The sequence below is a fragment of the Pantoea sp. GW821-FHT03E06 genome (assembly GCF_059420725.1).
The window spans coordinates 2,845,846-2,872,503 of the sequence record NZ_JBWKUG010000001.1; the positions used below are offsets into that span (position 1 = coordinate 2,845,846).

22 protein-coding genes are annotated in these 26,658 nt (G+C 53.1%); 6 read left to right on the plus strand and 16 right to left on the minus strand.

The window, feature by feature from the left end; genetic code table 11:
• Nucleotide 1: 1 nt before the first annotated feature.
• From nuoH to lrhA, 8 genes are all read right to left on the minus strand, one after another.
• On the minus strand, nucleotides 2-979 hold the full coding sequence (gene nuoH, locus AC07WB_RS13260) for an NADH-quinone oxidoreductase subunit NuoH (RefSeq protein ID WP_007889331.1): 978 nt from the start codon (nucleotides 977-979) through the stop codon (nucleotides 2-4).
• Nucleotides 976-3,699: an NADH-quinone oxidoreductase subunit NuoG gene (gene nuoG / locus AC07WB_RS13265; protein ID WP_494940649.1), complete on the minus strand. Its 2,724-nt coding sequence runs from the start codon at nucleotides 3,697-3,699 to the stop codon at nucleotides 976-978. The genes nuoH and nuoG overlap by 4 nt, the downstream gene beginning before the upstream one ends.
• Nucleotides 3,700-3,801: 102 nt before the next feature.
• On the minus strand, nucleotides 3,802-5,142 hold the full coding sequence (gene nuoF, locus AC07WB_RS13270; RefSeq protein WP_176519213.1) for an NADH-quinone oxidoreductase subunit NuoF: 1,341 nt from the start codon (nucleotides 5,140-5,142) through the stop codon (nucleotides 3,802-3,804).
• A 2-nt stretch (nucleotides 5,143-5,144) separates the two neighbouring features.
• Nucleotides 5,145-5,660 (minus strand): NADH-quinone oxidoreductase subunit NuoE, encoded by a 516-nt coding sequence (gene nuoE, locus AC07WB_RS13275; protein WP_007889323.1) that lies wholly within the window; start codon nucleotides 5,658-5,660, stop codon nucleotides 5,145-5,147.
• 2 nt (nucleotides 5,661-5,662) lie between these two features.
• Nucleotides 5,663-7,462: an NADH-quinone oxidoreductase subunit C/D gene (gene nuoC, locus AC07WB_RS13280; protein WP_097096594.1), complete on the minus strand. Its 1,800-nt coding sequence runs from the start codon at nucleotides 7,460-7,462 to the stop codon at nucleotides 5,663-5,665.
• Nucleotides 7,463-7,578: 116 nt separating this feature from the next.
• Nucleotides 7,579-8,259 carry a NuoB/complex I 20 kDa subunit family protein gene (locus AC07WB_RS13285; protein ID WP_007889318.1) on the minus strand — a complete coding sequence of 227 codons (681 nt, stop codon included), beginning with the start codon at nucleotides 8,257-8,259 and terminating at the stop codon, nucleotides 7,579-7,581.
• Nucleotides 8,260-8,274: 15 nt separating this feature from the next.
• Entirely contained in the window at nucleotides 8,275-8,718 is a 444-nt protein-coding gene (locus AC07WB_RS13290) for an NADH-quinone oxidoreductase subunit A (RefSeq protein WP_007889316.1), read from the minus strand.
• Nucleotides 8,719-9,376: 658 nt separating this feature from the next.
• Nucleotides 9,377-10,300, minus strand: a complete 924-nt coding sequence (gene lrhA, locus AC07WB_RS13295) for a transcriptional regulator LrhA (protein ID WP_097096593.1) — start codon at nucleotides 10,298-10,300, stop codon at nucleotides 9,377-9,379.
• Between the two features lie 969 nt (nucleotides 10,301-11,269).
• Between lrhA and AC07WB_RS13300 the strand changes: the two genes are divergently transcribed.
• Together AC07WB_RS13300 and yfbR are read left to right on the plus strand one after the other, a co-directional pair.
• A complete protein-coding gene (locus AC07WB_RS13300) occupies nucleotides 11,270-12,487 on the plus strand; it encodes a pyridoxal phosphate-dependent aminotransferase (protein ID WP_097096592.1) in 1,218 nt (405 codons plus the stop codon).
• Between the two features lie 182 nt (nucleotides 12,488-12,669).
• Nucleotides 12,670-13,269, plus strand: coding sequence for a 5'-deoxynucleotidase (gene yfbR / locus AC07WB_RS13305; RefSeq protein WP_064739333.1), 600 nt, complete (start codon nucleotides 12,670-12,672; stop codon nucleotides 13,267-13,269).
• A 26-nt stretch (nucleotides 13,270-13,295) separates the two neighbouring features.
• Here yfbR and AC07WB_RS13310 read toward each other — a convergent pair whose 3' ends face one another.
• The 3 genes from AC07WB_RS13310 to yfbV form a co-directional block, all read right to left on the minus strand.
• Nucleotides 13,296-13,955 (minus strand): sugar phosphatase, encoded by a 660-nt coding sequence (locus tag AC07WB_RS13310; RefSeq protein ID WP_494940650.1) that lies wholly within the window; start codon nucleotides 13,953-13,955, stop codon nucleotides 13,296-13,298.
• Between the two features lie 14 nt (nucleotides 13,956-13,969).
• On the minus strand, nucleotides 13,970-14,464 hold the full coding sequence (locus AC07WB_RS13315) for a YfbU family protein (protein WP_097096588.1): 495 nt from the start codon (nucleotides 14,462-14,464) through the stop codon (nucleotides 13,970-13,972).
• A 150-nt stretch (nucleotides 14,465-14,614) separates the two neighbouring features.
• A complete protein-coding gene (gene yfbV, locus AC07WB_RS13320; RefSeq protein WP_097096587.1) occupies nucleotides 14,615-15,067 on the minus strand; it encodes a terminus macrodomain insulation protein YfbV in 453 nt (150 codons plus the stop codon).
• A gap of 337 nt (nucleotides 15,068-15,404) precedes the next feature.
• Here yfbV and ackA point away from each other — a divergent pair, with 337 nt between their 5' ends.
• Complete coding sequence (gene ackA, locus AC07WB_RS13325) at nucleotides 15,405-16,607, plus strand: acetate kinase (RefSeq protein ID WP_345828902.1); 1,203 nt, start codon at nucleotides 15,405-15,407, stop codon at nucleotides 16,605-16,607.
• A gap of 73 nt (nucleotides 16,608-16,680) precedes the next feature.
• Complete coding sequence (gene pta / locus AC07WB_RS13330) at nucleotides 16,681-18,825, plus strand: phosphate acetyltransferase (RefSeq protein WP_176519158.1); 2,145 nt, start codon at nucleotides 16,681-16,683, stop codon at nucleotides 18,823-18,825.
• A gap of 64 nt (nucleotides 18,826-18,889) precedes the next feature.
• On the opposite strand, the gene yfcD is transcribed toward pta, so the two are convergent.
• A complete protein-coding gene (yfcD, locus tag AC07WB_RS13335) occupies nucleotides 18,890-19,435 on the minus strand; it encodes an NUDIX hydrolase YfcD (protein ID WP_097096584.1) in 546 nt (181 codons plus the stop codon).
• Between the two features lie 110 nt (nucleotides 19,436-19,545).
• Entirely contained in the window at nucleotides 19,546-20,187 is a 642-nt protein-coding gene (gene yfcF, locus AC07WB_RS13340; RefSeq protein WP_097096583.1) for a glutathione transferase, read from the minus strand.
• 204 nt (nucleotides 20,188-20,391) lie between these two features.
• Here yfcF and AC07WB_RS13345 point away from each other — a divergent pair, with 204 nt between their 5' ends.
• The gene (locus AC07WB_RS13345; protein ID WP_494940651.1) at nucleotides 20,392-21,288 is read left to right on the plus strand and encodes a TIGR01777 family oxidoreductase; all 897 of its coding nucleotides are present in this window, start codon (nucleotides 20,392-20,394) and stop codon (nucleotides 21,286-21,288) included.
• 34 nt (nucleotides 21,289-21,322) lie between these two features.
• On the opposite strand, the gene AC07WB_RS13350 is transcribed toward AC07WB_RS13345, so the two are convergent.
• From AC07WB_RS13350 to dalD, 3 genes are read right to left on the minus strand one after another with little or no spacing between them, the layout of a single operon-like run.
• A complete protein-coding gene (locus AC07WB_RS13350; protein WP_345828897.1) occupies nucleotides 21,323-22,603 on the minus strand; it encodes an MFS transporter in 1,281 nt (426 codons plus the stop codon).
• A gap of 28 nt (nucleotides 22,604-22,631) precedes the next feature.
• Entirely contained in the window at nucleotides 22,632-24,101 is a 1,470-nt protein-coding gene (gene xylB, locus AC07WB_RS13355; RefSeq protein ID WP_494940652.1) for a xylulokinase, read from the minus strand.
• Nucleotides 24,102-24,111: 10 nt separating this feature from the next.
• Complete coding sequence (dalD, locus tag AC07WB_RS13360; protein WP_345828894.1) at nucleotides 24,112-25,506, minus strand: D-arabinitol 4-dehydrogenase; 1,395 nt, start codon at nucleotides 25,504-25,506, stop codon at nucleotides 24,112-24,114.
• A gap of 195 nt (nucleotides 25,507-25,701) precedes the next feature.
• Between dalD and AC07WB_RS13365 the strand changes: the two genes are divergently transcribed.
• Nucleotides 25,702-26,649 (plus strand): sugar-binding transcriptional regulator, encoded by a 948-nt coding sequence (locus AC07WB_RS13365; RefSeq protein ID WP_494940653.1) that lies wholly within the window; start codon nucleotides 25,702-25,704, stop codon nucleotides 26,647-26,649.
• The last annotated feature ends 9 nt before the right edge of the window (nucleotides 26,650-26,658 follow it).

Below are 26,658 nucleotides of genomic sequence, written 5' to 3' on the forward strand. Positions count from 1 at the left end.
CTTACTGCGCGGTGGACAGAATCACTGCGGCGGTTGCCAGCAGGTTCAACAGCGTCAACGGCAGACACACTTTCCAGCCGAACGACAGCACCTGGTCATAGCGTGGACGCGGCAGCGCAGCACGAATCAGGATAAACATCACCATAAAGAACGCTGTTTTCAGAGCGAACCAGATGAATGGCGGCAGGAACGGACCGTGCCAGCCACCGAAGAACAGCGTAACAATCAGCGCTGACACGGTGGTGATCGCAACGTATTCACCGACGAAGAACAAGCCGAACTTCATACCGGCATATTCAATGTGATAACCGTCCGCCAGTTCCTGCTCGGCTTCTGGCTGGTCAAATGGGTGGCGGTGACAGACCGCTACGCCCGCGATACAGAACGTCAGGAAGCCGAAGAATTGTGGAATGATGTTCCACAGATGCGCCTGGCTTTCGACGATGGCGTTCATGTTGAATGAACCGGCTTGCGCCACCACACCCATCAGTGACAAACCAAGGAACACTTCGTAGCTCAGCGTCTGCGCTGAGGCACGCATCGCACCCAGCAGTGAGTATTTGTTGTTACTTGACCAGCCGGCGAACAGCACCGCATAAACCGCCAGACCCGCCATCATCAGGAAGAACAGCAAACCGATGTTCAGGTCAGTGACCATCCACGTTGGCGAAACCGGCACAATGGCAAACGCTAGCAGCAGCGATACGAAGGCAATAACCGGTGCCAGCGTAAAGATGAAGCGATCGGTAAACGGCGGAACCCAGTCCTCTTTGAAGAACATTTTGATCATGTCAGCAGCCAGCTGCAGCGAGCCGCCCCAACCGACACGGTTCGGTCCGTAACGGTTCTGCCATAAACCGAGCAGACGACGTTCAGCGAAACTCATAAAGGCGCCGCAACCTACCACTACCAGCAAGATAACCAGCGCTTTGCCGATGTTGATCAGGATTTCAATAACATCCGGTGTCAGCCAGCTCATTGCGCGGCCTCCTGCAGTTTGTCAATTTGCGCACCTGAGAGGAACGGCGGCACGCCCGGCATACCGAGCGGTAAACCTACCTGCCCTGCTTGCAGTGACGCAGAGAAACGTACTGGCAAACGCAGCGTTTCACCGGCGCATACCAGCTCCACAGAGGAACCGTTATTCACGCCCAGTTTCTCAGCATCGGCAGGGTTGATCACCAGCGTGGCCGGAGACATGCGTTTCTGGAATGTCGGTGAACGCTGCGTCATCTCCTCACTACCAAACAGCTGGTAGTAAGGTGCGACACGCCACTGGCTGCCTTCAACGAAGCTTTCTGGAATAGCGGTGAACCATGGCAATGTGCGATCGCTCGCTTCGAACAATCGCACGCCCGGATCGCCATGACGCAGTTTGCCGCCCACTTCAGCCTGGAATTTGTTCCATGCTTGCGGCGAGTTCCAGCCTGGCGCCCAGGCAAATGGAATTTGCGAACGTGGTGCACCCGGCTGGTTGTTACCTTCCATCGAGAAGGCAAACATGGTGTCTTTATCCTGCGGCTGACGCGGTTCATGCACACTGATATCGGCGCGCATCGCGGTACGGCCGCTGCTGCGGTGCGGTGAACGGGCCAGTTTTTGTCCGCGAATACGGAAGCTCGCATCTGGCGCGGCATCCTTAATGCCTTTCAGCTGCGGAAGAGCCGCAACGGTGGCATCAATGACGTGGTCTAACTGCGTCCAATCGATATGACGACTTTCAATGGCGCTATGCAGCGAGCGCAGCCAGCGCCAGCTTTCCAGCATCACTACGCTGTTATCGTAATAAGAAGGATCATAAACTTGGAAGAAGCGCTGAGCGCGACCTTCGTGGTTAATCGATGTGCCATCGCTCTCAGCGAAGCTGGCGGTAGAAAGCACTAAACCGGCTTTCTCCAACGTTGCAGTACGCTGATGATCGACCACAATCACATTCGCTGTAGTATCCAGCGCCGCATCCACCTTGGCTTTTGGCGCATGACGATAGAGATCGTTTTCCAGCACCACTAACGCATCGGCTTCGCCTTTGCTCAGCTGCTCCAGTGCGCTATCCAGCGATTGCCCGCCCATCAGGCCGAGGCCAAAGCTGTTCGCCGCACCGGCCAGCAAAGTGATACCGACATCCGCTCCACGCGCTTTCAAGGCTTTCGCCACGTTCGCGGCGGCTTCAATCATTGCGATGCTACCGGAATGCGTACCAGAGATGATCAGCGGTTTTTTCGCACCCGCCAGCGCCTGAACCACGACATCTAATTTGCCGTTCAGTTTGCTGTCGAAGCCGCTTACTGCCGGAGCGCTTTCATCAAGCGCATTGGCAATGGCGAAACCGAGGCGTGCCTGATCTTCCACCGGCGCACGATAGCTCCATGCCGCGATATCATCCAGTCGGGTTTCGTCAACGTTGGTCACGAACAGCGGATGTTTGGCATGCTGACCGATATTCAGGATTGCCGCGATTTGCCAGTCAGCCACTTTCTGTGCGGCTGCCATCTCACGTGCTTTACCTTTTACCGCCTGGCGTACAGACAGCGCCACGCGCGCGCCAACCTGAGTCAAATCTTCACCCAGCACCAACACCGCATCGTAACTTTCAATTTCGCGCAGCGATGGCGTGTAAACGCCGCCGTCCTGCAGCACTTTCAGCATCAGCTCCACGCGCGCCTGCTCACCTGCCGGCATACCGGTAGAGAAGTTTTCTGCGCCCACCAGCTCACGCAACGCAAAGTTGCTTTCGATGCTGGCACGAGGTGAACCGATACCGATCACTTTCTTCGCTCGACGCAGAACATCCGCCGCCGCATTCACCGCTTGTTCAGCATTCAGGCTGACCGCATCGTTGCCGCGCTGTTGCACCGGATGACGAGGACGATCTTTGCGATTAACGTAGCCATAACCAAAACGGCCGCGATCGCAGAGGAAATAGTGGTTTACGCTGCCGTTGTAGCGGTTTTCAATACGACGCAATTCACCGTAGCGCTCGCCAGGGCTGGTATTACAACCCACGCTGCACTGCTGGCAGATGCTTGGCGCGAACTGCATGTCCCATTTACGGTTATAACGTTCAGAGTGGGTTTTATCGGTAAATACGCCGGTCGGGCAAATTTCTACCAGGTTACCGGAGAATTCGCTTTCCAGCGTGCCATCTTCCGGACGACCGAAGTAGACGTTGTCATGTGCACCGTAAACGCCAAGATCTTTGCCGTCGGCATAATCTTTGTAGTAACGCACGCAGCGATAACAGGCGATACAGCGGTTCATCTCGTGTGAAATGAACGGGCCGAGATCCTGATTCTGGTGCGTGCGCTTAGTGAAGCGGTAGCGACGGAAACTGTGTCCGGTCATTACCGTCATATCTTGCAGGTGGCAGTTACCGCCCTCTTCGCACACTGGGCAGTCGTGCGGATGGTTGGTCATCAGCCATTCCACCACGCTTTCACGAAACTCTTTCGCTTCGCCATCGTCGATGGAAATAAAGGTGCCGTCCGACGCCGGCGTCATGCAGGACATGACGAGGCGACCGCGGGTATCTTCGGCATTCTGGAATTGCTTCACCGCGCACTGGCGGCAGGCCCCTACGCTTCCCAGCGCCGGATGCCAGCAAAAATAAGGAATATCAAGGCCCAGAGAGAGACACGCCTGCAGCAGGTTGTCCGCTCCGTTCACATCATATTCTTTACCGTCTACATGGATTGTAGCCATAGTGAACATGCTTCCGTAAGGCTCGCCCTAAGACGAGCGTTAAACATCTAATTCTTTCCCTTCGCCATTTCGGCCAGGGTGAGCTCCGTGTACGGCGGCTGATTACCAGCGCGCTTTCAGCAGGTTCGGCTGAATACCGCCGATGGCTCGGGTATTGCCAAACACCTGCGGCGCAATGCCAGCTTCAAACTCTTCACGGAAATATTTGATCGCGCTCTGCAATGGCTCGACGGCGCCCGGTGCGTGGGCACAGAAGGTTTTACCTGGGCCAAGCTGACGGCAGAGTTGCTGCAGAGTTTCAATATCACCCGGCTGGCCTTTCTTCTGCTCCAGCGCACGCAGGATCTTCACGCTCCACGGCAATCCATCACGGCATGGCGTACACCAGCCGCAGGATTCGCGTGCAAAGAACTCTTCCAGATTGCGCACCAGCGAAACCATATTGATTTCGTGATCGACTGCCATTGCCAAGGCGGTACCTAAACGGCTACCGGCTTTACCGATGCTGGCAAATTCCATGGGCAGATCGAGATGCTGATCGGTGAGGAAGTCGGTTCCTGCGCCGCCTGGCTGCCAGGCTTTGAATTTCAAGCCATCGCGCATGCCGCCAGCATAATCCTCAAGGATTTCACGTGCGGTGGTACCGAACGGCAGTTCCCACACGCCAGGATTTTTCACGCGACCGGAGAAGCCCATCATCTTGGTGCCAGTGTCTTCACTGGTAGAGATGTTTTTGTACCAATCAACGCCGTTAAGGAAGATAGCCGGCACGTTCGACAGCGTTTCCACGTTGTTCACGCAGGTCGGCTTGCCCCATACGCCGGCACTCGCCGGGAACGGTGGCTTGGAACGCGGATTGGCACGACGGCCTTCCAGCGAGTTGATTAGCGCAGTCTCTTCACCGCAGATATAACGACCTGCGCCGGTGTGAACAATCAGCTCAAAATCAAAACCGGTGCCAAGAATGTTTTTACCGAGATAACCTGCTTCAGTGGCTTCGGCAATCGCACGACGCAGGTTAACCGCCGCTTCAATGTACTCGCCACGTAAGAAGATGTAGCCACGATAGGCTTTCAGCGCGAACGCACTGATTAACATCCCTTCAACTAACTGATGTGGCAATTGCTCCATCAGTAAGCGGTCTTTATAAGTGCCTGGCTCCATTTCATCGGCGTTACACAGCAGGTAACGAATGTTCATGGATTCGTCTTTCGGCATCAGGCTCCACTTCAGGCCAGTGTTAAAGCCGGCGCCACCGCGGCCTTTCAGGCCCGAGTCTTTTACCGCCGCGACAATTTCGTCCTGACTGAAATCTTTCAGCGCTTTTTCAGCACCGACGTAACCGTTTTTACTGCGGTATTCATCAATCCAAATTGGCTGCTTGTCGTCACGGAGACGCCAGGTCAATGGATGCGTTTCGGCAGTACGAATGATCTGTTTAATGGTCATTGATACTGCTCCAGCAGGTTGGCGATGCCTTCAGGCGTCAGATGAACATGCGTATCTTCGTCCACCATCATGGTTGGCCCTTTATCGCAATTACCGAGGCAGCAGGTAGGCAAGAGCGTAAAGCGACCATCCGCCGTGGTTTGACCAGGCTTAATATTCAGCTTCTGCTCAAGTGCGTCCTGAATGCCCTGATAACCGGTGATATGGCACACTACGCTGTCGCAGTAGCGAATCACGTGACGGCCAACCGGCGTGCGGTAGATCTGGCTATAGAAAGTGGCAACACCTTCCACATCACTGGCGGGAATTCCGAGTACTTCTGCGATAGCGTTAATCGCGCCATCCGGCACCCAACCGCGCTGTTTCTGCACGATCTTCAACGCTTCAATCGAAGCCGCACGCGCATCTTCGTAATGGTGCTTTTCGTGCTCGATAGCGTGGTGCTCGGCCTCGCTCAGCACGAAGACCTCAGTCGGGTCGATGGTGTGAATAGCAATTTTTTGATCGTGCATAATTAGCGGTCCACGTCTGACATAACAAAATCGATACTACCGAGGTAAACGATCAAGTCGGATACCAGGCTGCCGCGGATCACGGACGGGATCTGCTGCAGGTGCGGGAAGCTCGGCGTACGCACGCGGGTGCGATAGCTCATGGTGCTGCCATCGCTGGTCAGGTAGTAACTGTTGATCCCTTTAGTCGCCTCAATCATCTGGAAGGATTCGTTGGCCGGCATTACCGGTCCCCACGAAACCTGCAGGAAGTGAGTGATCAGGGTTTCAATGTGCTGCAGCGTGCGCTCTTTCGGTGGCGGCGTGGTCAGCGGATGATCCGCTTTGAACGGGCCTTCAGGCATGTTGTTCAGGCATTGCTCAAGGATACGCAGTGACTGCCACATCTCTTCCATTTTCAGCTGAACGCGGGTGTACGCATCACTGATGCCGGCGCCAACGGGAATTTCGAAATCGAAGTTTTCGTAGCCTGAATACGGACGCCATTTACGCACGTCAAAATCTAAGCCGGTAGCACGTAGACCGGCACCGGTGGTGCCCCACGCCAGCGCTTCATCCATGTTGTACGCCGCCACACCCTGCGAACGGCCCATCAACACGGTATTGCGCAGCGCAGCTTTGTCGTACTCTTTCAGACGCTTCGGCATCCAGTCGAGGAAGTCGCGCAGCAAGCGCTCCCAGCCTTTCGGCAGATCATGCGCAACGCCACCAATGCGGAACCACGCTGGGTGCATACGGAAACCGGTGATCGCTTCAACCACGTCATAAATTTTCTGACGGTCGGTAAAGGCGAAGAACACCGGCGTCATGGCGCCGACGTCCTGAATAAAGGTGGAGATATAGAGCAGATGGCTATTGATGCGGAACAGCTCGGACAGCATCACGCGAATCACGTTGACGCGATCCGGTACGGTGATGCCCGCCAGTTTTTCTACTGCCAGCACATACGGCATTTCGTTGACACAGCCGCCGAGATACTCGATACGGTCGGTGTACGGAATGTAGCTGTGCCAGGATTGGCGCTCGCCCATCTTTTCAGCGCCACGATGGTGGTAGCCAACATCGGGAACGCAATCGACGATCTCTTCGCCATCCAACTGCAAAATGATGCGGAAAGCACCGTGCGCAGACGGGTGGTTAGGGCCAAGGTTGAGGAACATGAAGTCTTCATTGGCGGTGCTACGCTTCATGCCCCAATCTTCCGGCTTGAAGGTTAGCGCCTCCATCTCCAGATCTTCTTTCTGCTTGGTCAGCTCAAAGGGATCGAATTCGGTGGCACGCGCGGGGTAATCTTTACGCAGCGGATGGCCTTCCCAGGTCTGTGGCATCATGATGCGCGTCAGGTGCGGGTGACCATTGAAGGTGATACCAAACATCTCCCAGGTTTCGCGCTCATACCAGTTGGCATTGGCAAAAATTTTGGTGATGGTTGGCACATTTAAATCGTTTTCTGACAGCGCCACCTTGAGCATGATGTCACGGTTGCGTTCAATCGACAGCAGGTGATAGAAAACGGAAAAATCCGCAGCGGGCAAACCGGCACGGTTAGTGCGTAGGCGCTCATCAAAACCATGTAAGTCATACAGCATGACATACGGTTTTGGCAGCTTGCGCAGGAACTCAACAATTTCCAATAGCTGTTCACGCTTCACCCATACCACCGGAATTCCGGTACGGGTGGCCTGAACGGTAAAGGCATCCGGCCCAAAACGGTTACGCAGCTCGCCGACCACTGGGTCATCCAGGTGATCGCGGGTTTGCCATGAAGGCTGTGCGAGATCTTGCGTGGTTAAATCAGTCATACGTTACTCACCATTCCGGCCTGTAATCAGGCGCTCAAAAGAAGGCGTCAGGATGGCGGCGCACATTAAATTGTGGTGTTCTGCTGCGGCCGTGGCTCCATCCGTGTACGGGAAGCTTATACTTCGTCAGGCGTTCTCAGGTTGGTGACGGCAATACGCTCGCCACGTTTTCTTTCACGCTCTGGCTGCATATTGGCGCGATAAACCCCTTGATCCCCTACCACCCATGAGAGTGGGCGACGCTCTTTGCCAATCGACTCACGCAACAGCAGTAAAGCCTGCATGTAGGCTTCTGGACGCGGTGGGCAGCCAGGAATATAAACGTCAACCGGCAGGAATTTATCGACACCTTGCACCACTGAGTAGATGTCATACATGCCACCCGAATTAGCGCAAGCGCCCATAGAAATCACCCACTTCGGCTCCAGCATCTGATCATATAAACGCTGAATAACCGGCGCCATTTTAGTAAATGGCGTTCCGGCAATCACCATGAAGTCAGCCTGACGTGGCGAGGCGCGCATAACTTCCGCGCCAAAACGTGCCACATCATGCACCGCCGTGAAGGACGTGGTCATTTCTACGTAGCAGCAGGAAAGGCCGAAGTTATAAGGCCAGAGTGAGTTTTTACGCCCCCAGTTCACCATGTCATGCAGGGCATGTTCAAGCTTGCCCATATAGACGCTGCGATGAACGTGTTGCTCCAGCGGATCGGTAACAATTTCCTGTTTCTGCAGAGGATAACGATCGTTATCGCCGCCCCCGTTCGGGTCTACGCGTGTCAGCGTGTAGTCCATCTTATTGCCTCGCTTTTACTGCTTATGAGGGTTGGTGTGGCTGTGACTGACCGGGACAGATTTGACTACTACGCGACGACGCGCAGGAGCCCAATCCAGCGCACCGATGCGCACCAGATAAACCAGGCCTGCCAAGAGCACCAAAATGAAAATTGCGGCTTCGACAAAGCCGACCCAGCCACTTTCGCGGATGGACGTCGACCATGCGTATAAATAGAGGGCTTCGACGTCGAAAATGACGAAGAACATCGCAACCAGATAGAATTTTGCAGAGAGGCGAATATGAGTATCACCGACAGACTCAATACCCGATTCAAATGGGGTGTCTTTGTGTCGTGCACGCGCACGTCCACCTAACAGCCAGCCACCGGTCAACATGAAGGCACACAGGCCAAACGCAATAACGATAAAAACAATAAATGCCCAGTGATGAGCGATCACTTCTGTAGTTGTCGACATACTCTTTGCTTACTCATCAAAAGTGGTGATGGCATCCTGCACTGTTGCAGCAAACACACCACATCGATTCAAGGGAAGGATAAAAAACCTTATAAACTTTGCTGTCATTAGCATTAAAGCAGCAATTTTATAGGGGTTTTTACTCCTTTCTATAACCTTTTGTCAACTTTGACAAAAGTATCCAAACATTATTTTACACCTGCATCATATTATTAACATCCAACCTCGTCAGCGCCAGCTTAATCGCTTCAGTTTGTGAGGTTAATTTTAGTGTAGCGGGTATTCACATGCATGGATCGTGCATTTAACAATCATATTTTGACAGGTCTTGCCTGAGATTCCCCCCCCTTATCAGGGGTATTTTTTTGATCCAAAGCACATAAATGGGTTTTATGAGGAAAAAAACAGCGAAGAGCGAGGGTAATAGCACATGAAAGTTGGCACGAATTGATAAAAGCATTCCAGATTGGAGCAAAATGGAACACATTTCATTATTTGTAATCGCAGAAAAATTATCATTGATAAAATGGATAAAAAAACGCTTTTAAAACACCATAAAAAAAGCCCTAGCAGGAAATTACCACGCTAAGGCTTATTTTTATCACTTTTAACAATTAGCAGGCATTCCATTTGCGAGGAATTACCAGCAGTCTACTCTCTACTCTTCATCATCCAGCAATAAGGTACCGTCTGGATTGGCGCTCAGATTATAAGGATCATTGGTTGACTGCATCGCATTGAAAATGGCCAAAGCCAGTTCATTGTCGCTATCAGTGTTACGGCACAGCAAGTATTGGGTATCAGGTAATACCGGTAAACCCTCTGCCGCGCCCATTACGCGCAATTCTGGGCTCATCATCTCAACGGGACGCGCCGTTACACCCAAACCAGCCTTTACGGCCGCACGCACAGCAGCCAGCGTTGACGCGACGTACGAGATACGCCACGGAATGCCCGCTTCATTGAGATGATCAATTGCCATATCGCGATAAGGACTTGGCTCATCCAGCAGAACCAAAGGAATGGCTTCACCACGCTGGAAGATATAATCTGCCGCGCAATACCATAACGTTGGTGAGGTACGCAGTACCTGGTGGGTGAAATTGCCCGGGCTGGACGTGGTCACAACCAGATCAACTTCACCTTGATTCAGCATTTCCATCATGAACGGGTTGCGCTTAACACGAACATCAATGGCCAGCTTCGGATAAACCGACGTTACGCGATTAAGCAGGAACGGCAGAATGGTATCGGAGGTATCATCTGAAGCGCCAATGGTCAGTACGCCCTGGATGTTGCTGTACATTAAAGAGGTGCAAGCTTCGTCGTTAAAACGAAGGATCTTTCTGGCGTAACCCAGCAGTTGAATGCCATGCTCCGTCAGCAGTTTATTACGTCCATGTCTGGCAAACAGCTCTTTACCAACCAATTGTTCCAGACGTTGCATCTGCTGACTTACTGCTGACTGCGTTCTGCAAACTGCTGCAGCCGCTGCTGCAAAAGTATTCAGATCGGCAACGGCAACAAAGGTACGCAGCAGATCGAGGTCGAGATTCAGTATCGGACGATTTGCATTAGTCATGTTTTTTCTTCACTTATAAGATTTTTTAAAACTACTACCCTGGTGTATTACCTGTCTTATCAAATAGATAAGAGGTAATGGTGCTTAATGACAGCCCCTGTGTGGAGGCTGCCATGAAAAAAATTGTCAGGCGGATGCCGACGATCGCACCACTCTGAGTTCAGAGCAGTGGCGTCATTATAGACAGCAGAACTTCTGGGCCGAAGACGTATGTCGTACAGGTGCTGGAAGCTGCGTAGTTGTCTATGCGCCCCGCGAAAAAATCCCTGCGGGTTCAAAAGAGATAACATCATGTTATGTCGATGCGAAGCTATAATGTGCATCAAATAATAAATTATACTTAATCATTTTTACGCTATAAATGGAAATGTTTTTGTTCAAAACATCGCAATTTTTGACCAAAAGGCTTTTCAAACACATCCTGCCATAACACTGCTCTTTTTTTAAGCCCTCCTGGTTCTGAATCCTGTGCACTTACGTGAAAGTTACAGCCCAAATGCTATTTTACGGGTGTTTTGCACGGTGTTAGCCCGTTTAATAGCGGTTAATCCCGCAGATAAAAAGTGAATGAGAATGAACTGTATTTGGTAACGCCAACCAGTGCTTAATCATTACTGAAGGTTTTTTCATCATCTAACAAGATTCGTTTAACTATTTCACCAGGTCGCTAATATTTTTTTAAGCCAATTGTGACTGAAAAATTTCTGAATAGATGCCTTTCCCTATGGAAGAAGGCATTTACACCGCAACGAAGTCACCTCAGTATTTAATCTCATTTTTTTTAGAATTACTGGATTAATGAACCAGATTAATCGATTTTCAATGACTTTTTCGCCACCTGTACAATGAATCAGTGCCAAAGACGCCAAAACCCAGCGCTCCCCTTCTTTTGTTAAGTTGAGAAGAGTAAATTGGGCTGGTTTGATTTTGGTGGCAGGTTAAAGGACTCTGCCCGTAAAGGCGGTAATAATGAATTTTCAAATTGATAAATCCGGCAAGCTAGAAAATGTCTGTTATGACATCCGTGGGCCGGTACTGAAAGAAGCGAAACGTCTCGAAGAAGAAGGCAACAAAGTTCTCAAACTTAATATCGGCAACCCTGCTCCGTTTGGTTTTGAAGCGCCAGATGAAATTCTGGTGGATGTGATTCGTAACCTGCCCAGCGCTCAAGGCTATTGTGACTCGAAAGGACTATATTCGGCCCGAAAAGCCATCATGCAGCACTATCAAGCGCGCGACATCCGCGATGTAACAGTTGAAGACATTTATATTGGCAATGGCGTATCGGAACTGATTGTGCAGGCAATGCAGGCTTTGCTGAACAGCGGCGATGAGATGCTGGTTCCCGCACCGGATTATCCGCTGTGGACCGCAGCGGTTTCATTGTCGAGCGGTAAAGCCGTACATTATCTGTGTGATGAATCGGCGGGTTGGTTCCCTGACCTGGATGACATTCGCAGCAAGATCACACCGCGTACGCGCGGCATTGTCATTATTAACCCGAACAATCCCACCGGCGCGGTTTATAGCAAAGAGTTGCTGCTCGAAATCGTCGAAATCGCGCGTCAGCATAACCTGATCATTTTCGCTGACGAAATCTACGACAAAATTCTGTACGACGAAGCACAGCATCACTCCATTGCTGCACTGGCGCCGGACCTGCTGACGGTTACCTTTAATGGCTTGTCCAAAACCTATCGGGTAGCAGGCTTCCGTCAGGGTTGGATGGTATTGAACGGCCCTAAGAAACATGCCAAAGGTTATATCGAAGGTTTAGAAATGCTGGCGTCAATGCGCCTGTGTGCCAACGTACCGGCTCAGCACGCGATTCAAACAGCGCTTGGCGGCTATCAAAGTATCAGTGAATTCATTACACCGGGCGGGCGATTGTACGAACAACGTCAGCGAGCGTGGGAATTGATTAACGATATCCCTGGCGTCAGCTGTGTGAAACCACAAGGTGCCCTTTACATGTTCCCGCGCATTGATGCGAAGAAATTCAATATCTTTGACGATCAGAAAATGGTGCTGGACTTCCTGCTGCAGGAGAAAGTATTGCTGGTTCAGGGTACGGCATTCAACTGGCCATGGCCAGATCACGTGCGCATCGTTACGTTGCCGCGCGTGGACGATCTGGAAATGGCCGTCAGCAAGTTTGGTCGTTTCCTGCAAGGGTATCGCCAGTAATATATCCTTTATACTTCGAATTGCAGCGGGGTTGGCTGCGTGTGGTCACCGCAATGACTTACTTTTGTAAGCGACTGGGGAGTTTCACACCTGCCGCCTTCCTGCATCTCAAATTATTTAGGGTATAGTTATCGTATTTCGGGGAAGGTCAACCTTCCCCGCCGTGCGAACAGGAATAGTCCATGACCCGTAGCCATTTTTTCGCCCATCTCTCCCGCCTCAAACTGATCAATCGCTGGCCGCTGATGCGCAATGTGCGTACTGAAAACGTCTCAGAACATAGTTTGCAAGTGGCGATGGTGGCGCATGCGCTCGCTATCATCAAAAACAAAAAATTCAATGGCAACCTCAATGCCGAGCGTATTGCAATGCTGGCGTTATATCACGACGCCAGCGAAGTCCTGACCGGTGACTTGCCCACCCCGGTGAAGTACTACAACGCGCAGATCGCTCACGAATATAAAAAAATTGAAAAGATTGCTCAGCAGAAACTGATCGATATGCTGCCACCAGAATTACAGGATGCCTATCGCCCCTTAATCGATGAACATTTACATACGGAAAGTGAGCAGTCGGTGGTGAAGCAAGCGGATGCGTTGTGCGCATACGTGAAGTGTCTGGAAGAGTTATCAGCGGGTAATAACGAGTTTCTGCTGGCTAAGGCGCGACTGGAAAAGACGCTCTCACAGCGTCGCTCGCCGGAGATGGACTATTTCGTTGAGGTGTTTATCCCCAGCTTTAGCCTTTCATTGGATGAGATTTCGCAAGATACCCCATTATAAAAAACGGGCCGCTCAGGCCCGTTTCATTATGCATTAATTGAGAGCGTAAACTCGCCGCTACGCTCTTTCGTCACCTTTACAGGTTCCAGCGTCGTAACGCGAAACGCCACGTCGTTGAGACGCGGCGAATCTGCTGGTGCGTTTACAGCAATGACCGCGCTGCCCGCCTCTAAACCTGAAATGATGCCCGCTGGTGCATCCTCAACGACAACGCAGTGTCTCGCCGAAAGCCCTAAACGTTCAGCGCCCAGCAAATAAGGCTCTGGATTCGGCTTGCCGTGCTTAATATTCTCAGCGGTGATAAAGACTTCTGGCATCGGTAGATTTGCCGCTTTATGGCGCGCGTGCGCAACTGGAATCGAACCTGATGTCACAATTGCCCAGGGAATCTGTAACTCGTTCAGCGTGGCGAGTAACGTTAACGCACCCGGAATGGCTTGCACCCCTTGCGTATCCTCAGCCTCTAAGCGTTCAAGCCACAGAAATTCCGCCTGTATTGCCGCTTCCGATTGCCCGGCCATGAAATGGCGCAACGAATTAATGGCCGGTTTTCCGTGTATATAGCTCAGGACCTCTTCCGCCGGCAAACCGTGGCGCTCGCCCCACAGTGACCATGAACGAATCACTGCGGGCAGTGAATCCACCAATGTGCCGTCTAAATCAAACAGAAAACCCCTGTACTTCACACGTCGCTCCTTATTCAGGCATTAATAATCTGCGCAATTTCATTCGCGCTGAGATGATACTGACGCGGACAAGTGTGCCACACCGCCAGCATACGTTGGTATTTTTCCCACATAGGTATTTGCGCATTAAACCCGTGCGTACCGGAATCAAAGTGGGTATAGCGTCCTTCAACATTCACCATAAAGCGCACATAGCCTAAATAACGCGCCTCTGTCGCGGCGTCAAAACCAAGAAAAGCCAGGCGACGCTCGTCGATGGCGCTGGCGTCTTTCAGATTTGACCATGAAACATGCAATGCATGATGCATTTCCATAATATCGATGAGTAAGCGGCAGGTCGCTTCCGTTAATTCCCCAAACTCCTTATCCAGTTCACGTAATTGCAAGCCGTAACCGCGTTCAATGATGGTCTGATAACGACGATAGCGCTCTGCATTATCTGGTTCCAGCATCGCCATCATTTGGTATTGATTGGAGAGAATGAGTCGTTGTGCATGGGTCATTTCCATGGTTTGCTCCAGGGCCCGACGGCCGCTTAAGATTTAAACAATGAAGAAATGATTACATAAGGAAAGTGATGCGTGTATCTCCACACCACTTTTCTTTGATTTAAACCGGGATTTGTCGCAATTTCTTTGGCGGGTAGAAGCGTAAGTGGATCAAAGATCGTCAAGGAAGGTACGATCGAGCTGTTTAAATGCGCGTTTTAAAACATCGGCAAGCGCCTGGTAAGTAGGTTTACCATCGACGGGAGCGATAGCCTGCCCTGCTTCTTCAAGCTTAGTACGTACCTCATGAAACCATTGCAGGAGCGTTGGCGGCAGGGGCGTAACGGAGCGTTTACCCAACCACCATAAACCTTGCATCGGCAGGCTACAGGCAAATAGCGCGGTGGCAATCGCCGGACCGAGCTGTCCATTCATCGCGATTTGCCACGTCAACGTAAAAATAGCCAGCGGCGGCATAAAGCGAATAGCGAAACGCGTTGCATTAACTACGCGGTTTTCAGGAAACACCGGAGCCAGGCGTTTATCCGTTGGCCAGGTCTTCATGTATCGCTGCCCGCGCTGGAACAAGCCGAACCAGCCGGGATTGTCTGTCTCATTCGCCATGATAGACCTCAACTAAATATGCAATATTTAAAATAAATAGATAACTACACAACTTTACGTGACATCCTTCAAAAGTTTTTGTCTTTGCAGGGCGCAGTGAGTATTCTGACGCCGTTTTAGCAACATTACCGGAAGCTTCCGCTCAATAAAAGCACAGTCTGAGCCATGTTTCGCTAAGCGCTTATCAACAATTAGCGTAAAATCACCAAAATTTTTTGCATGTCAGCGATTTTTTGACTAGCACATGATGTTTATCATTAACCTACCAGCTTTCCTGGGCTACGCTGTTAGTCTGATTGCGTTATTTTTAGCCACTATTTAACAAATAGGTACTTCCATGTCGACGAAGTTAGTCCTGGTTCTGAACTGCGGCAGCTCCTCTCTGAAGTTTGCCATCCTTAACCCAGCCACTGGCGATGAATATTTGTCGGGTTTGGCTGAATGTTTCCATTTACCTGAAGCTCGCATTAAATGGAAGCTGGAAGGAAGCAAACAAGAAGCCCCATTGGGTGCGGGCGCTGCACATAGCGAAGCGCTCAACTTCATCGTTAAAACTATTCTGGCACAAAAACCAGAGCTTTCGGCACAAATCGCTGCAATCGGCCATCGCATTGTTCATGGCGGCGAGCAGTTAACCAAATCAGTCATTATCGACGAGTCCGTTATTCAGGGCATTAAAGATGCGTCTTCATTCGCCCCGTTGCACAATCCTGCACACCTTATCGGTATAGATGAAGCGCTAAAAAACTTCCCGCATCTTTCCGATAAAAATGTGGCGGTTTTTGATACAGCATTCCATCAGACAATGCCGGAAGAGTCTTATCTCTATGCGCTTCCGTACAAATTGTATAAAGAGCATGGTGTTCGTCGCTATGGCGCACACGGTACCAGTCACTACTATGTGACGCAGGAAGCCGCAAAAATGCTCAACAAGCCGGTGAACGAGCTGAATATTATCACTTGCCATCTCGGTAATGGCGGCTCTGTTTCCGCTATCCGTAACGGCCTGTGTGTTGATACCTCAATGGGACTTACCCCACTGGAAGGTTTGGTGATGGGCACCCGCAGCGGTGATATCGACCCTGCGATCATCTTCTTCCTGCATGATGCGTTGGGCATGAGCGTTGATGCTATCAACAAACTGTTGACCAAAGAGTCTGGTCTATTGGGTCTGACAGAAGTCACCAGCGACTGCCGTTATGTGGAAGATAACTACGCCACTAAAGAAGATGCCAAACGTGCGATGGATGTGTTCTGTCACCGCCTGGCGAAATACATCGGTAGCTACACCTCACTGATGGAAGGCCGCCTGGATGCCGTGGTATTTACTGGCGGTATCGGTGAAAACGCCGCAATGGTACGTGAGCTCTCCTTGCAGAAACTGGGCCTGCTGGGCTTCGAAGTCGATCACGAGCGTAATCTGGCAGCGCGCTTCGGTAAATCAGGCTTCATCAATAAAGAAGGCACTCGCCCGGCAGTGGTGATCCCTACCAACGAAGAGTTGGTCATTGCCCAGGATGCCGCGCGTCTCACCGCCTAACATCACTTCTCTCCGTCAGCCCAGGCTGACGGAGTTGTTTTAGACAGTCTGCAACACCTGAGAGGTTTCTATCGTGTCACGTACAATCATGCTCATCCCTACCGGCACCAGCGTCGGCCTGACCAGCGTCAGCCTCGGCGTGATCCGTGCCATGGAGCGCAAAGGCGTGCGCCTGAGCGTATTCAAGCCCATTGCCCAACCACGTGCAGGCGGCGATGCGCCAGACCAAACCACCAGCATTATTCGTAAAAGCTCCGCGATTCCTGCCGCTGAACCGCTGCAGATGTCACGCGTTGAGTCGCTGCTGGGGTCTAACCAGCAAGACGTGCTGATGGAAGAGATCATTGCTAACTACCACGCGAACGCAAAAGACGCTGAAGTGGTGTTGGTTGAAGGTCTGGTGCCAACGCGTAAACATCAGTTCGCCTCGGCACTGAACTATGAAATCGCCAAAACTCTGAACGCTGAAATCGTCTTCGTGATGGCGCTGGGTAACGACTCTCCGGCCCAGCTGAAAGAGCGTATCGAACTGACGCAAAGCAGCTTCGGCGGCAGCAAGAATAAAAACATCACAGGCGTGATCATTAATAAACTGAACGCACCGGTTGATGAGCAAGGCCGCACGCGCCCGGATTTGTCAGAGATTTTCGATGACTCCACCAAGGCCAGCATCGCCAACATCGATCCAAAGCAGCTCTTCGCCAACAGCCCGCTGCCGGTACTGGGCTGTGTGCCATGGAGTTTTGATCTGATCGCCACGCGCGCTATCGACATGTGTCGCCATCTGAATGCCGATATCATCAACGAAGGTGAAATCCAGACCCGCCGCGTGAAATCAGTAACCTTTTGTGCGCGCAGCATTCCGCACATGCTCGAGCATTTCCGCCCGGGTTCACTGCTGGTTACCTCTGCCGATCGTCCGGATGTGCTGGTGGCCGCGTGTCTAGCCGCGATGAACGGCGTGGAAATCGGTGCGGTCTTGCTGACCGGCGGTTATCAGATTGAAGCGCCTATCGCGCGTCTATGCGAACGTGCGTTCCAAACCGGCCTGCCGGTATTTATGGTGAAAACCAACACCTGGCAGACCTCACTCAGCCTGCAGAGCTTCAACCTGGAAGTGCCAACCGACGATACTCAGCGCATTGAGAAAGTGCAGGAGTATGTAGCGAGCTTCATCAATGAAGATTGGGTTGAATCACTCACCGCCACCTCTGAACGCAGCCGTCGCCTGTCGCCGCCAGCGTTCCGCTATCAGCTGACCGAGCTGGCGCGCAAAGCCGGCAAGCGCATTGTTCTGCCTGAAGGCGATGAACCACGTACCGTGAAAGCGGCGGCGATTTGTGCCGAGCGCGGCATCGCTACCTGCGTGCTGCTGGGCAACCCGGAAGAGATTCAGCGCGTGGCTGCCGCTCAGGGCGTTGAGCTGGGCAAAGGCATCGTGATCGTTGATCCGGAAGTGGTACGTGAAAACTACGTACCGCGCCTGGTTGAGCTGCGTAAGAGCAAAGGCATGACAGAAGTTGTCGCGCAAGAGCAGCTGGAAGATAACGTGGTTCTGGGCACCATGATGCTGGAAAGCGGCGAAGTTGATGGTCTGGTATCAGGCGCGGTTCACACCACCGCTAACACCATTCGTCCACCGCTTCAGCTGATTAAAACCGCGCCAAACAGCTCGCTGGTTTCTTCCGTATTCTTCATGCTGCTGCCAGAGCAGGTTTTGGTCTATGGCGACTGCGCTATCAACCCGGATCCTAACCCAGAGCAGCTGGCCGAAATCGCGATTCAGTCTGCTGATTCCGCTAAAGCCTTTGGTATCGATCCACGCGTAGCGATGATCTCCTACTCAACCGGCAACTCAGGTGCCGGTAGCGACGTTGAGAAAGTACGTGAAGCAACACGCATTGCGCAGGAAAAACGTCCGGACCTGGTGATTGATGGTCCACTGCAGTATGACGCCGCGATTATGGAAGACGTGGCTAAATCCAAAGCGCCAAACTCTGCGGTTGCTGGTCGCGCTACTGTGTTCATCTTCCCGGATTTGAACACCGGCAACACCACTTATAAAGCGGTACAGCGTTCAGCCGACCTGATTTCCATTGGACCGATGCTGCAAGGCATGCGTAAGCCGGTGAATGATCTGTCGCGTGGCGCACTGGTCGATGACATTGTTTACACCATTGCCTTGACGGCGATTCAGTCCCAGCAAGCCGAAGGCTAATCCCCTTCCCCGCTCGCTAAAAAGCAAAAAGGCGCCGATAGGCGCCTTTTTTACGTCTGCGGAATTACGCTTCGCTGCTCTGCTTGCGACGTGCAGCATCGCTGTTACGGCTCAGCCATAGCGACAGCGCTTTCAGCGAATCATCAGTGAATTCATCACAGCGCGCGGTGATTTCTTCTGGCGTCATCCAGAAAATTTCATCCACTTCTTCTTCCTGCATCGCGAAGGGACCATGCGAAACGCAGCTAAACAGCGCGCCCCAGACGCGACAATGCTGATCTTCAAAGTAGAATTGTCCGTGTTCAGCGAACGGGACGGCAGCGATACCGAGTTCCTCTTCCGCTTCACGACGCGCAGATTCCAGCAGGTCTTCCCCGCTCTGCACCACACCACCGGCAGTGGCATCGAGCATACCCGGCATGAAGTCTTTGATTTCAGTGCGACGCTGCACCAGAATTTTGCCCATGCCATCATGCACCACAATATAAGTGGCGCGATGACGCAGACATTGCGCACGCATCTGCGCACGGCTGGCCTGCGCAATGACTTCGTTCTCTTCGCTAACAATATCAACCCACTCGATACCGTCACCTGCCGTTTGATCCACCATCCGTAACCCTTTTCTGTTTTCGGCGTGCCCAGCACGCGCCTGTTGTCATGCTTTATTAGAATCTGCCGTAAGGTAAAGCGTTCTTTTCGCCTCCGCAAGGCGCATCGTGCTTAGCGGGTTTTACCGGATTCCGCTAACCATAGCTGCACTGAAGCACGCTGCCACTGGAACTCGGCATAGTGCTGCAGCTTCACCGGCAATGCATCGCCGTGCAGCGCCAGGCGATTGATCATCACCGCCAAATCCGTGTCAGCAATTGACCATTCACCAAACAAATTTTGCTGACCATCGGGCAGAAGACGCTGTACGGCGGAGATCAGTTTGCTGGCGGCCCGTTCACCTGCCTGCGTCAGGGGAGCAAAACGCTCACCGGCAAACAGCACTTCAGTAGGACGTTCGGCACGCAACGCCATCAGATCGCTACGTAACCACGCCTGTACTTCACGCGCATGCGCCCGTTTTTCGCGATCGCGCGGATAGAGTCGTTCAAACTCTGGCGCAGGAAAACGCTCTTCCAGATACTCAGCAATCGCGGAAGACTCCGTCAGGACAACATCATCAATTTGCAGCGTCGGTACCCGACAGGTCAGAGACAGAGCACGATACTCTTCATCCCATTGCGCGTTCTGCGATAAATCGACGCGCTTGAGAGTGAAGGGAATGCCCTTCTCGGTTAGCGCAACATAAACCGACATGGCGTAGGGGCTGAAAAAAGAAGAATCGGACCACAAAGTAATGGTTGGATAATTCATTGGCTGCCTCGGGTAAGGGTCAGGTGTGCTTCATGTTTACCGATTTTTATTTGCTAAGGCAATGGTGTGCTGGTCGGATCTTTACTCGCTAAGGCCAGCGCTAACTTTCCCTTTTTCTTCATAACCGTAAGCCCAGTCACGCCGCGCGTGCGCTTCTCTTCTATGCTGAATCTGAGCAGAGAAAAAATTACAAGGAGGCTCAACATGCATTTACTGATTACGGGCGGCACCGGGCTAGTTGGCCGTCACCTGATTCCGCGCTTATTACAAATTGGTCATCAGGTAAGCGTGGTGACGCGCGATGTCGCCGCCGCACGTGAAAAACTCGATCCTCGGGTGGCACTGTGGTCCGGTATCAATCAGCAGTCTGATTTAAACGGCATTGATGGCGTTATCAATCTTGCAGGAGAACCCATTGCGGACAAGCGCTGGACTGAACAACAAAAGCAGCGACTGTGTGAAAGCCGCTGGCAGATCACCGAGCAGCTGGTTTCGCTGATAAACGCCAGCAGCAACCCACCTCAGTTTTTAATTTCTGGTTCTGCTACCGGCTTTTACGGGGATACCGGCGATCTGGTGCTCACCGAAGAAGACCCTGGACACAATGAATTTACCCATGCGCTGTGCGCGCGCTGGGAGCAACTCGCCTTAGCAGCGCAGAGCGGTCGCACCCGCGTGTGCTTGCTGCGTACCGGCGTGGTGCTGGCCAAAGAAGGTGGCGCACTGGCGAAGATGAAGCTGCCGTTTAAGCTCGGCGTGGGCGGCCCAATAGGCAGCGGTAAACAGTATTTGCCATGGATCCATATCGACGATTTGGTCAACGCCATGCTGTGGTTGATCGATCACCCTGAACTGCGCGGACCGTTTAATATGGTTGCGCCTTACGCCGTACGTAATGAACAATTCGCCGCCACGCTCGGCCATGTGATGCATCGCCCCGCCTTTATGCGTACGCCAGCCAGCGCCATCAAGTTGATGATGGGGGAATCATCGGTGTTGGTGCTGGGAGGACAACATGTGTTGCCGAAGCGGCTGGAGGAATCAGGCTTTGGTTTTCGCTGGTACGATTTAGAGCAAGCGCTGCAGGATGTCGCCGGTTGAATAATCAGGGCGGCACGTCGGCCGCCCTGAGGTATTAACTGCGCTGTTGCGCGACACGAGATTTCAACGCCACAGGTTCACGGGTATGTCCCGGCTGAGGCACGCGAATGATAAAGGTCAGCACGCCGGCGAACACATACAGCACGGTGTAAGCCCACACCACACCAACGATATCGAAGAACGGCAGCAGTATCGAGGCAATGGCAGGCGCAACGAAATTACTTAATCCGGCCGACAGGTTATAAATCGAAACTGCAGCCCCTTTGTGATGGGGTTCGAGTGTCGGGAACACCGCTGTCATAGGCACGAAGGCCGCGACAAAAATACCCAACATTACCGCCGGAATCAGCGCCACCCAGAAGTTATGACCGGCATACAGCGGCAGGTAATAAAACGCCAGGCTGGAGATCGCCATACCGAGACAACCAAACCAGCGCACCTGACGGATCCAGCCCAGTTTCTCACCGGTAATGCCCCAGAAGATATTGGTGAAAATGGTGACGAAGAAGAATACGGCCCAAATTTGCAGCCACTCTGAGATGCTGAAGCCGAGGCGATCAACAAACAGCAGCGGCATAACGATGGCAAAGCCAAACAGCGACAGCGTATTGATGATGCGAATCAGACAGGCATAAAACACGTGCTGATTGGTAAACAGAATGGTCACCGCCCGCGACATCTCGGTCATTTTGTCACGCATCGGCAGATTAACGCGCGACCGGTCAACCGGCACATTGCGCAGGCTGAAGTAGGCCAGTACGCCACCGCACGCCACCCAAACGATCGCCAGCCACAGCGTACCGGTTTCACCGAGCATCGGGATCGTAAGGCTCGGCAAATAGCTGCCCACCACGCCGATACCCACCGAATACATCGCCCAGAACCAACCGGTAGCGGCCGCCAGTTTTTCACGCGGCAGCACCTGCACCAGCATCATCATGAATGAGTAGATAAACAGCGGATAGGCCAGACCGCGAATGCCGTAAAACAGCACCATTAGCGGATAGTTACGCATCCCCAAACCAAGCGACATAAACAGCGTGTGCATGACGATCCACAGCACAAACCCAATCATCATAGCGCGCTGTGGAGTAATCAATTCAGCCACCACGCCCGATGCCCATGCCGCCAGCGCGGCGGCCAGGCCGTAGAACGTGAACACCACGGCCGACTGCGCCGGGGAGAAGCCCATGTCAGTGATATGACGCGACAGGAACGCCATCTCAAAACCGTCACCCGCCATAAAAATCGCAATGGCGAGGAAGCCCCAAAACATCTTTTTCGGTAAGCCAAACCAGTATTCGTTCGATTGCATCACAATCATCCTCTGTTCGGTAATCCGGTTAATCAGGCAGTAACGTACGCGCCTGCTGCTGTTGTGCGTAGAGTGTGCGGAACACCTGCAGTCGCTGTTGCAGTACGCTGCCGCGCGCGGCATCCGGCTGATAACGCGCCTGTTCCAATGGTTTAAGACAGACCTCGCTCTCCAGGCCGCCGTCGGCCAGCCACGCCAGGCGCGCTGCGCCTAATGCGCCGGACGCGCTGGCGGGATGCGTGACAATCGGCAGTTGCAGCACATCAGCAATCAACTGCGCCCATAGCGTGCTGCGAGCGCCGCCGCCGGTAAGGCTGCATTGATGAATCTGCCGCTTCGCATCGCCGAGCACGGCGAATCCATCTGCCAACCCAAACGCCACCCCTTCAATCACGGCGTAGCCCAGCAGCGCGCGAGGTGTTTCATGTCGCAGATTGAAGAAAGAACCCGAAGCATCGGGATCGTTATGCGGCGTGCGTTCGCCGGAGAGATAAGGCAGGAAAACCGGGGCGTGACACCGTTGTTCATCGCTGAGTTGTGCCATCTCGTCCATCAACTGGCTTTCGGTAACCGACAGCAGATTGCATAACCAGCGCAGGCAGCTGGCGGCACTAAGCATCACGCTCATTTGATGCCAACGGCACGGCAAGGCGTGACAGAATGCGTGTACGCCAGATTGCGGATCGGCGAGTAAGCGATCGTTGACCACGAAAATCACACCTGAAGTCCCGAGCGAAATAAAAGCATCCCCAGGATTGACCGCGCCCACGCCCACCGCTGACGCGGCGTTATCTCCGCCGCCGCCCGCGACGCTAACCGAGGCCGATAAACCCCACTCACTTGCCAGATTGGCCTGTAGCGTGGCGCTAACCGCGCTCCCCTCCACCAAATCTGGCATCTGCGCGCGCGTTAACCCCGTGATCGCCAGCAGTTCATCAGACCAATCGCGCTGTGCCACATCGAGCCAAAGCGTGCCCGCCGCATCTGAGGGTTCACTGACAAAACGTCCCGTCATGCGCCAGCGCAGATAATCTTTTGGCAGCAGCACTTTGTCGATGCGGCGGAAAATCTCTGGCTCATTTTCCGCCACCCAGCGTAGTTTTGGCGCGGTGAAGCCCGGCATGATCATGTTGCCGCTCAACTGCATCATCTCCGGATGCTGCACGCGCAGTGCTTCGCATTGTGGCGCGCTGCGCGTGTCATTCCACAGGATGCAGGGCCGCAGTACATCCCCCTGCGCATCCAGCAGCACTGCGCCATGCATTTGGCCTGATAAACCAATGGCACGAACCTCGCTCCACGTTTGTGCCGCCTGCTGACGCAATCCAGCGATCACCTCGCCACAGGCTTGCCACCAGCGCTCAGGATCCTGCTCAGCCCAATGTGCGTGCGGACGCTGCACGTGCAGCGTGGCATGGTTAGAGGCAACGATCTCGCCCTGCGTGTTGATGAGAAGTGCCTTAAGTTCCGAGGTTCCAATATCAATGCCGAGATACATAATGCACTCCTTACACTGCGGCTAGCGCGCGTTCTGGCTGTTTTAGCCACTGCTGTAAATCGGCAACGCTGCGCGTGACCAGCGCATGGAAAGCTTTGTCCTGCGCCAGCTCGCCGAACAGCGCGCTATCGCTGAGGAACGCGTTAAGCGCATCGGCACGAGCAAACTGCTGACGCAGCGCGTCCGCTTGCAGCATGCCATCCTGATATTGATACGGCAGTGCATCGCTGGCCCAGCGCTGCAGGAACAGGAAAAATAGTGCCGGTAATACTGCGGTGGCCGCCGGCTCTGCACCGCGCTGATAGCATTCACGCAGCGTTGGCGTCACCATGCCGGGGATTTTCGACAGGCCATCGGCGCCAACGCGCTGGTTGGTGTCTTTGATGTAGGGATTGCTGAAGCGCGCCAGAACCACGTCGCGATAGTCGGCCAGATCCAGCGGGCTGGGTGACAGCGACGGCATTACGTCCTGCGTGACATAGTCATACGCCAGTTGATAAATCGCCGGCTGACGCGTGCTGTCATCAATATAATTAAGACCGATCAGCGTACCGGCCCAGGCAATCGCCGCATGCGTGGCGTTGAGGATACGAATTTTTGCCTCTTCCCACGGCAACACGGAATCGACGAGTTCAACGCCAACCTTCTCCAGCGCCGGACGACCGGCAATAAAATCATCTTCGATCACCCACTGAATAAAGGATTCAGCCATCACCGCTGCGCCGTCGTCTTTGCCGGTGACGGCTTTTACGCGCTCAGCCACATCCGGCGTAGGACGGGGTGTGATGCGATCGACCATGGTATTCGGCGAGGTCGTGTTTTCACGCACCCAATGAGCCAGAGCGTGATCGCCTTTTGCTGCAAGAAACGCGAGAAAGCCGTGACGAAAACGTTCGCCGTTATGACGTAGATTGTCGCAGTTGAGCAGCGTAACCGGAGCACCGCCGTTGGCAACACGCTGTGCGAGAATGCGCGCCAGCGCACCATAGATAGTGCGGATATCGCCTGTTACGTCGGCCTGTACATCACTCTGCGTGAGGTCAAGTTCATGTTCTGGCGTCAAGTAGTAACCCGCTTCGGTGACGGTAAAGCCAATGACCCGGGTTTCACTCTTTGCACCCTGATCAATCAGCGCGCTGATGTCGCTGTCCCACGGCAGGATTTTGCGCAGCGACGTAATGGTTTCATAGGCGCGCTCGCCTTCTGGCGTAACGGTTTCCAACACGTATTCGCCCGCTTGCGCAGAGAGTTGGTTCAGCAGCGGCGCGGCATCCTCACGGATATTACCGAGTGCAATACCCCAGCTGTCATCGCCCTGCTCACGTAATTTATGCAGGTACCATGCCTGATGCGCACGATGAAATGAGCCTGCGCCGATATGCATCCACACTGATTTACTGGTCATATTCGCCTCAAAGTAAACATTTGCCACGATTAAGGGCATTTGCCCGACGGCGTGTAGCATAGTGCCTGCGGCAAAGATCATTCTGGGAGCTGAATCACAATTAAAACTTTTGCTCGATTTTAGGGCTTTTGCTCAATTAACACTTATCCTCTCTCTCGCGTTAACATGGCATATCGTTTTTGGCGGAACAGCGTGATGAGCAGAGAAGAGAAAAAACAAGAACTGGCGGCACGCGCGGCCTGGATGTATTACGTCGCGGGCGTGACGCAGCAGGAGATTGCACGCGCGTTGGGCTTGTCGCGTCAGGTGGCGCAGCGCCTTGTCTCAAGCGCGCGTGAGATGGGTATGGTGAGCGTGAAAATTGATCATCCGGTGACGCATTGTTTGCATCTGGCACGCGAGATTCAGGATAAGTTCGGCCTGACGCTATGCCGCGTGGTGCCCTCAGCCAATCTCGACGAGGATGCCATCCAGCAGATGCTGGCGGTAGAAGGCGCTGCTGTAATGTCGCAATACATTAATGACGAGCAACCGCAGGTATTTGGCATTGGTTCCGGTAAGACATTACGTTCGATGATCGATGCATTACCTTGGGTAGAACGGCCGCAGCATCAGTGCGTATCAATGATTGGCGCAATTGCGCGGGATGATTCGGGCACACGTTACGATGTACCGCTGAAGATGGCGGAGAAAATGCAGGGCAAGTATTTCTTTATCCCGGCACCGCTGTATGCCGATACCCCCGAAGATAAGGCGATGTGGATTCAGCATCAGGTGTACCAACGCGTGACGTTGCGCGCACTGCAGGCGGATGTGGCGTTTGTTGGCATTGGTGAGGTTCAGCCCGGATGCCCGCTGCATGCCGAGGGCTTTATTACCGATACGCAAGTGGCAGCGCTTAACGCGCGCGGCGTGGTTGGCGAAATGCTCGGGCACTTTTTCAATCAGCAAGGTGAGCGCGTGTTGGGTGAAACTGATGAGCTGCTCACCAGCGTACTGTTGGAGAGCCGAACGCAGCGGCAGATTATCGGCTTTGCCGGCAGCGAGCGTAAGTATCCGGCAATACGTGCCGCACTGCAGGGTGGTTGGGTATCAGGTTTGGTGACCGATGAGGATACCGCGCTGAGATTGCTGCGGGATTGAACCGGTGCG

Excerpts from the sequence above, each read along its gene's own strand:
- AC07WB_RS13315 (WP_097096588.1), bottom strand. The coding sequence starts at position 14,464 with ATGGAAATGACCCATGCACAACGACTCATTCTCTCCAATCAATACCAA.
- AC07WB_RS13345 (WP_494940651.1), top strand. The coding sequence starts at position 20,392 with ATGCATTTACTGATTACGGGCGGCACCGGGCTAGTTGGCCGTCACCTG.
- yfbV (WP_097096587.1), bottom strand. The coding sequence starts at position 15,067 with ATGGCGAATGAGACAGACAATCCCGGCTGGTTCGGCTTGTTCCAGCGC.
- yfcF (WP_097096583.1), bottom strand. The coding sequence starts at position 20,187 with ATGAATTATCCAACCATTACTTTGTGGTCCGATTCTTCTTTTTTCAGC.
- dalD (WP_345828894.1), bottom strand. The coding sequence starts at position 25,506 with ATGACCAGTAAATCAGTGTGGATGCATATCGGCGCAGGCTCATTTCAT.
- ackA (WP_345828902.1), top strand. The coding sequence starts at position 15,405 with ATGTCGACGAAGTTAGTCCTGGTTCTGAACTGCGGCAGCTCCTCTCTG.
- AC07WB_RS13350 (WP_345828897.1), bottom strand. The coding sequence starts at position 22,603 with ATGCAATCGAACGAATACTGGTTTGGCTTACCGAAAAAGATGTTTTGG.
- AC07WB_RS13290 (WP_007889316.1), bottom strand. The coding sequence starts at position 8,718 with ATGTCGACAACTACAGAAGTGATCGCTCATCACTGGGCATTTATTGTT.
- yfcD (WP_097096584.1), bottom strand. The coding sequence starts at position 19,435 with ATGGTGGATCAAACGGCAGGTGACGGTATCGAGTGGGTTGATATTGTT.
- xylB (WP_494940652.1), bottom strand. The coding sequence starts at position 24,101 with ATGTATCTCGGCATTGATATTGGAACCTCGGAACTTAAGGCACTTCTC.
- nuoH (WP_007889331.1), bottom strand. The coding sequence starts at position 979 with ATGAGCTGGCTGACACCGGATGTTATTGAAATCCTGATCAACATCGGC.
- nuoG (WP_494940649.1), bottom strand. The coding sequence starts at position 3,699 with ATGGCTACAATCCATGTAGACGGTAAAGAATATGATGTGAACGGAGCG.
- AC07WB_RS13365 (WP_494940653.1), top strand. The coding sequence starts at position 25,702 with ATGAGCAGAGAAGAGAAAAAACAAGAACTGGCGGCACGCGCGGCCTGG.
- nuoC (WP_097096594.1), bottom strand. The coding sequence starts at position 7,462 with ATGACTGATTTAACCACGCAAGATCTCGCACAGCCTTCATGGCAAACC.
- AC07WB_RS13300 (WP_097096592.1), top strand. The coding sequence starts at position 11,270 with ATGAATTTTCAAATTGATAAATCCGGCAAGCTAGAAAATGTCTGTTAT.
- nuoE (WP_007889323.1), bottom strand. The coding sequence starts at position 5,660 with ATGCACGATCAAAAAATTGCTATTCACACCATCGACCCGACTGAGGTC.
- AC07WB_RS13285 (WP_007889318.1), bottom strand. The coding sequence starts at position 8,259 with ATGGACTACACGCTGACACGCGTAGACCCGAACGGGGGCGGCGATAAC.
- yfbR (WP_064739333.1), top strand. The coding sequence starts at position 12,670 with ATGACCCGTAGCCATTTTTTCGCCCATCTCTCCCGCCTCAAACTGATC.
- lrhA (WP_097096593.1), bottom strand. The coding sequence starts at position 10,300 with ATGACTAATGCAAATCGTCCGATACTGAATCTCGACCTCGATCTGCTG.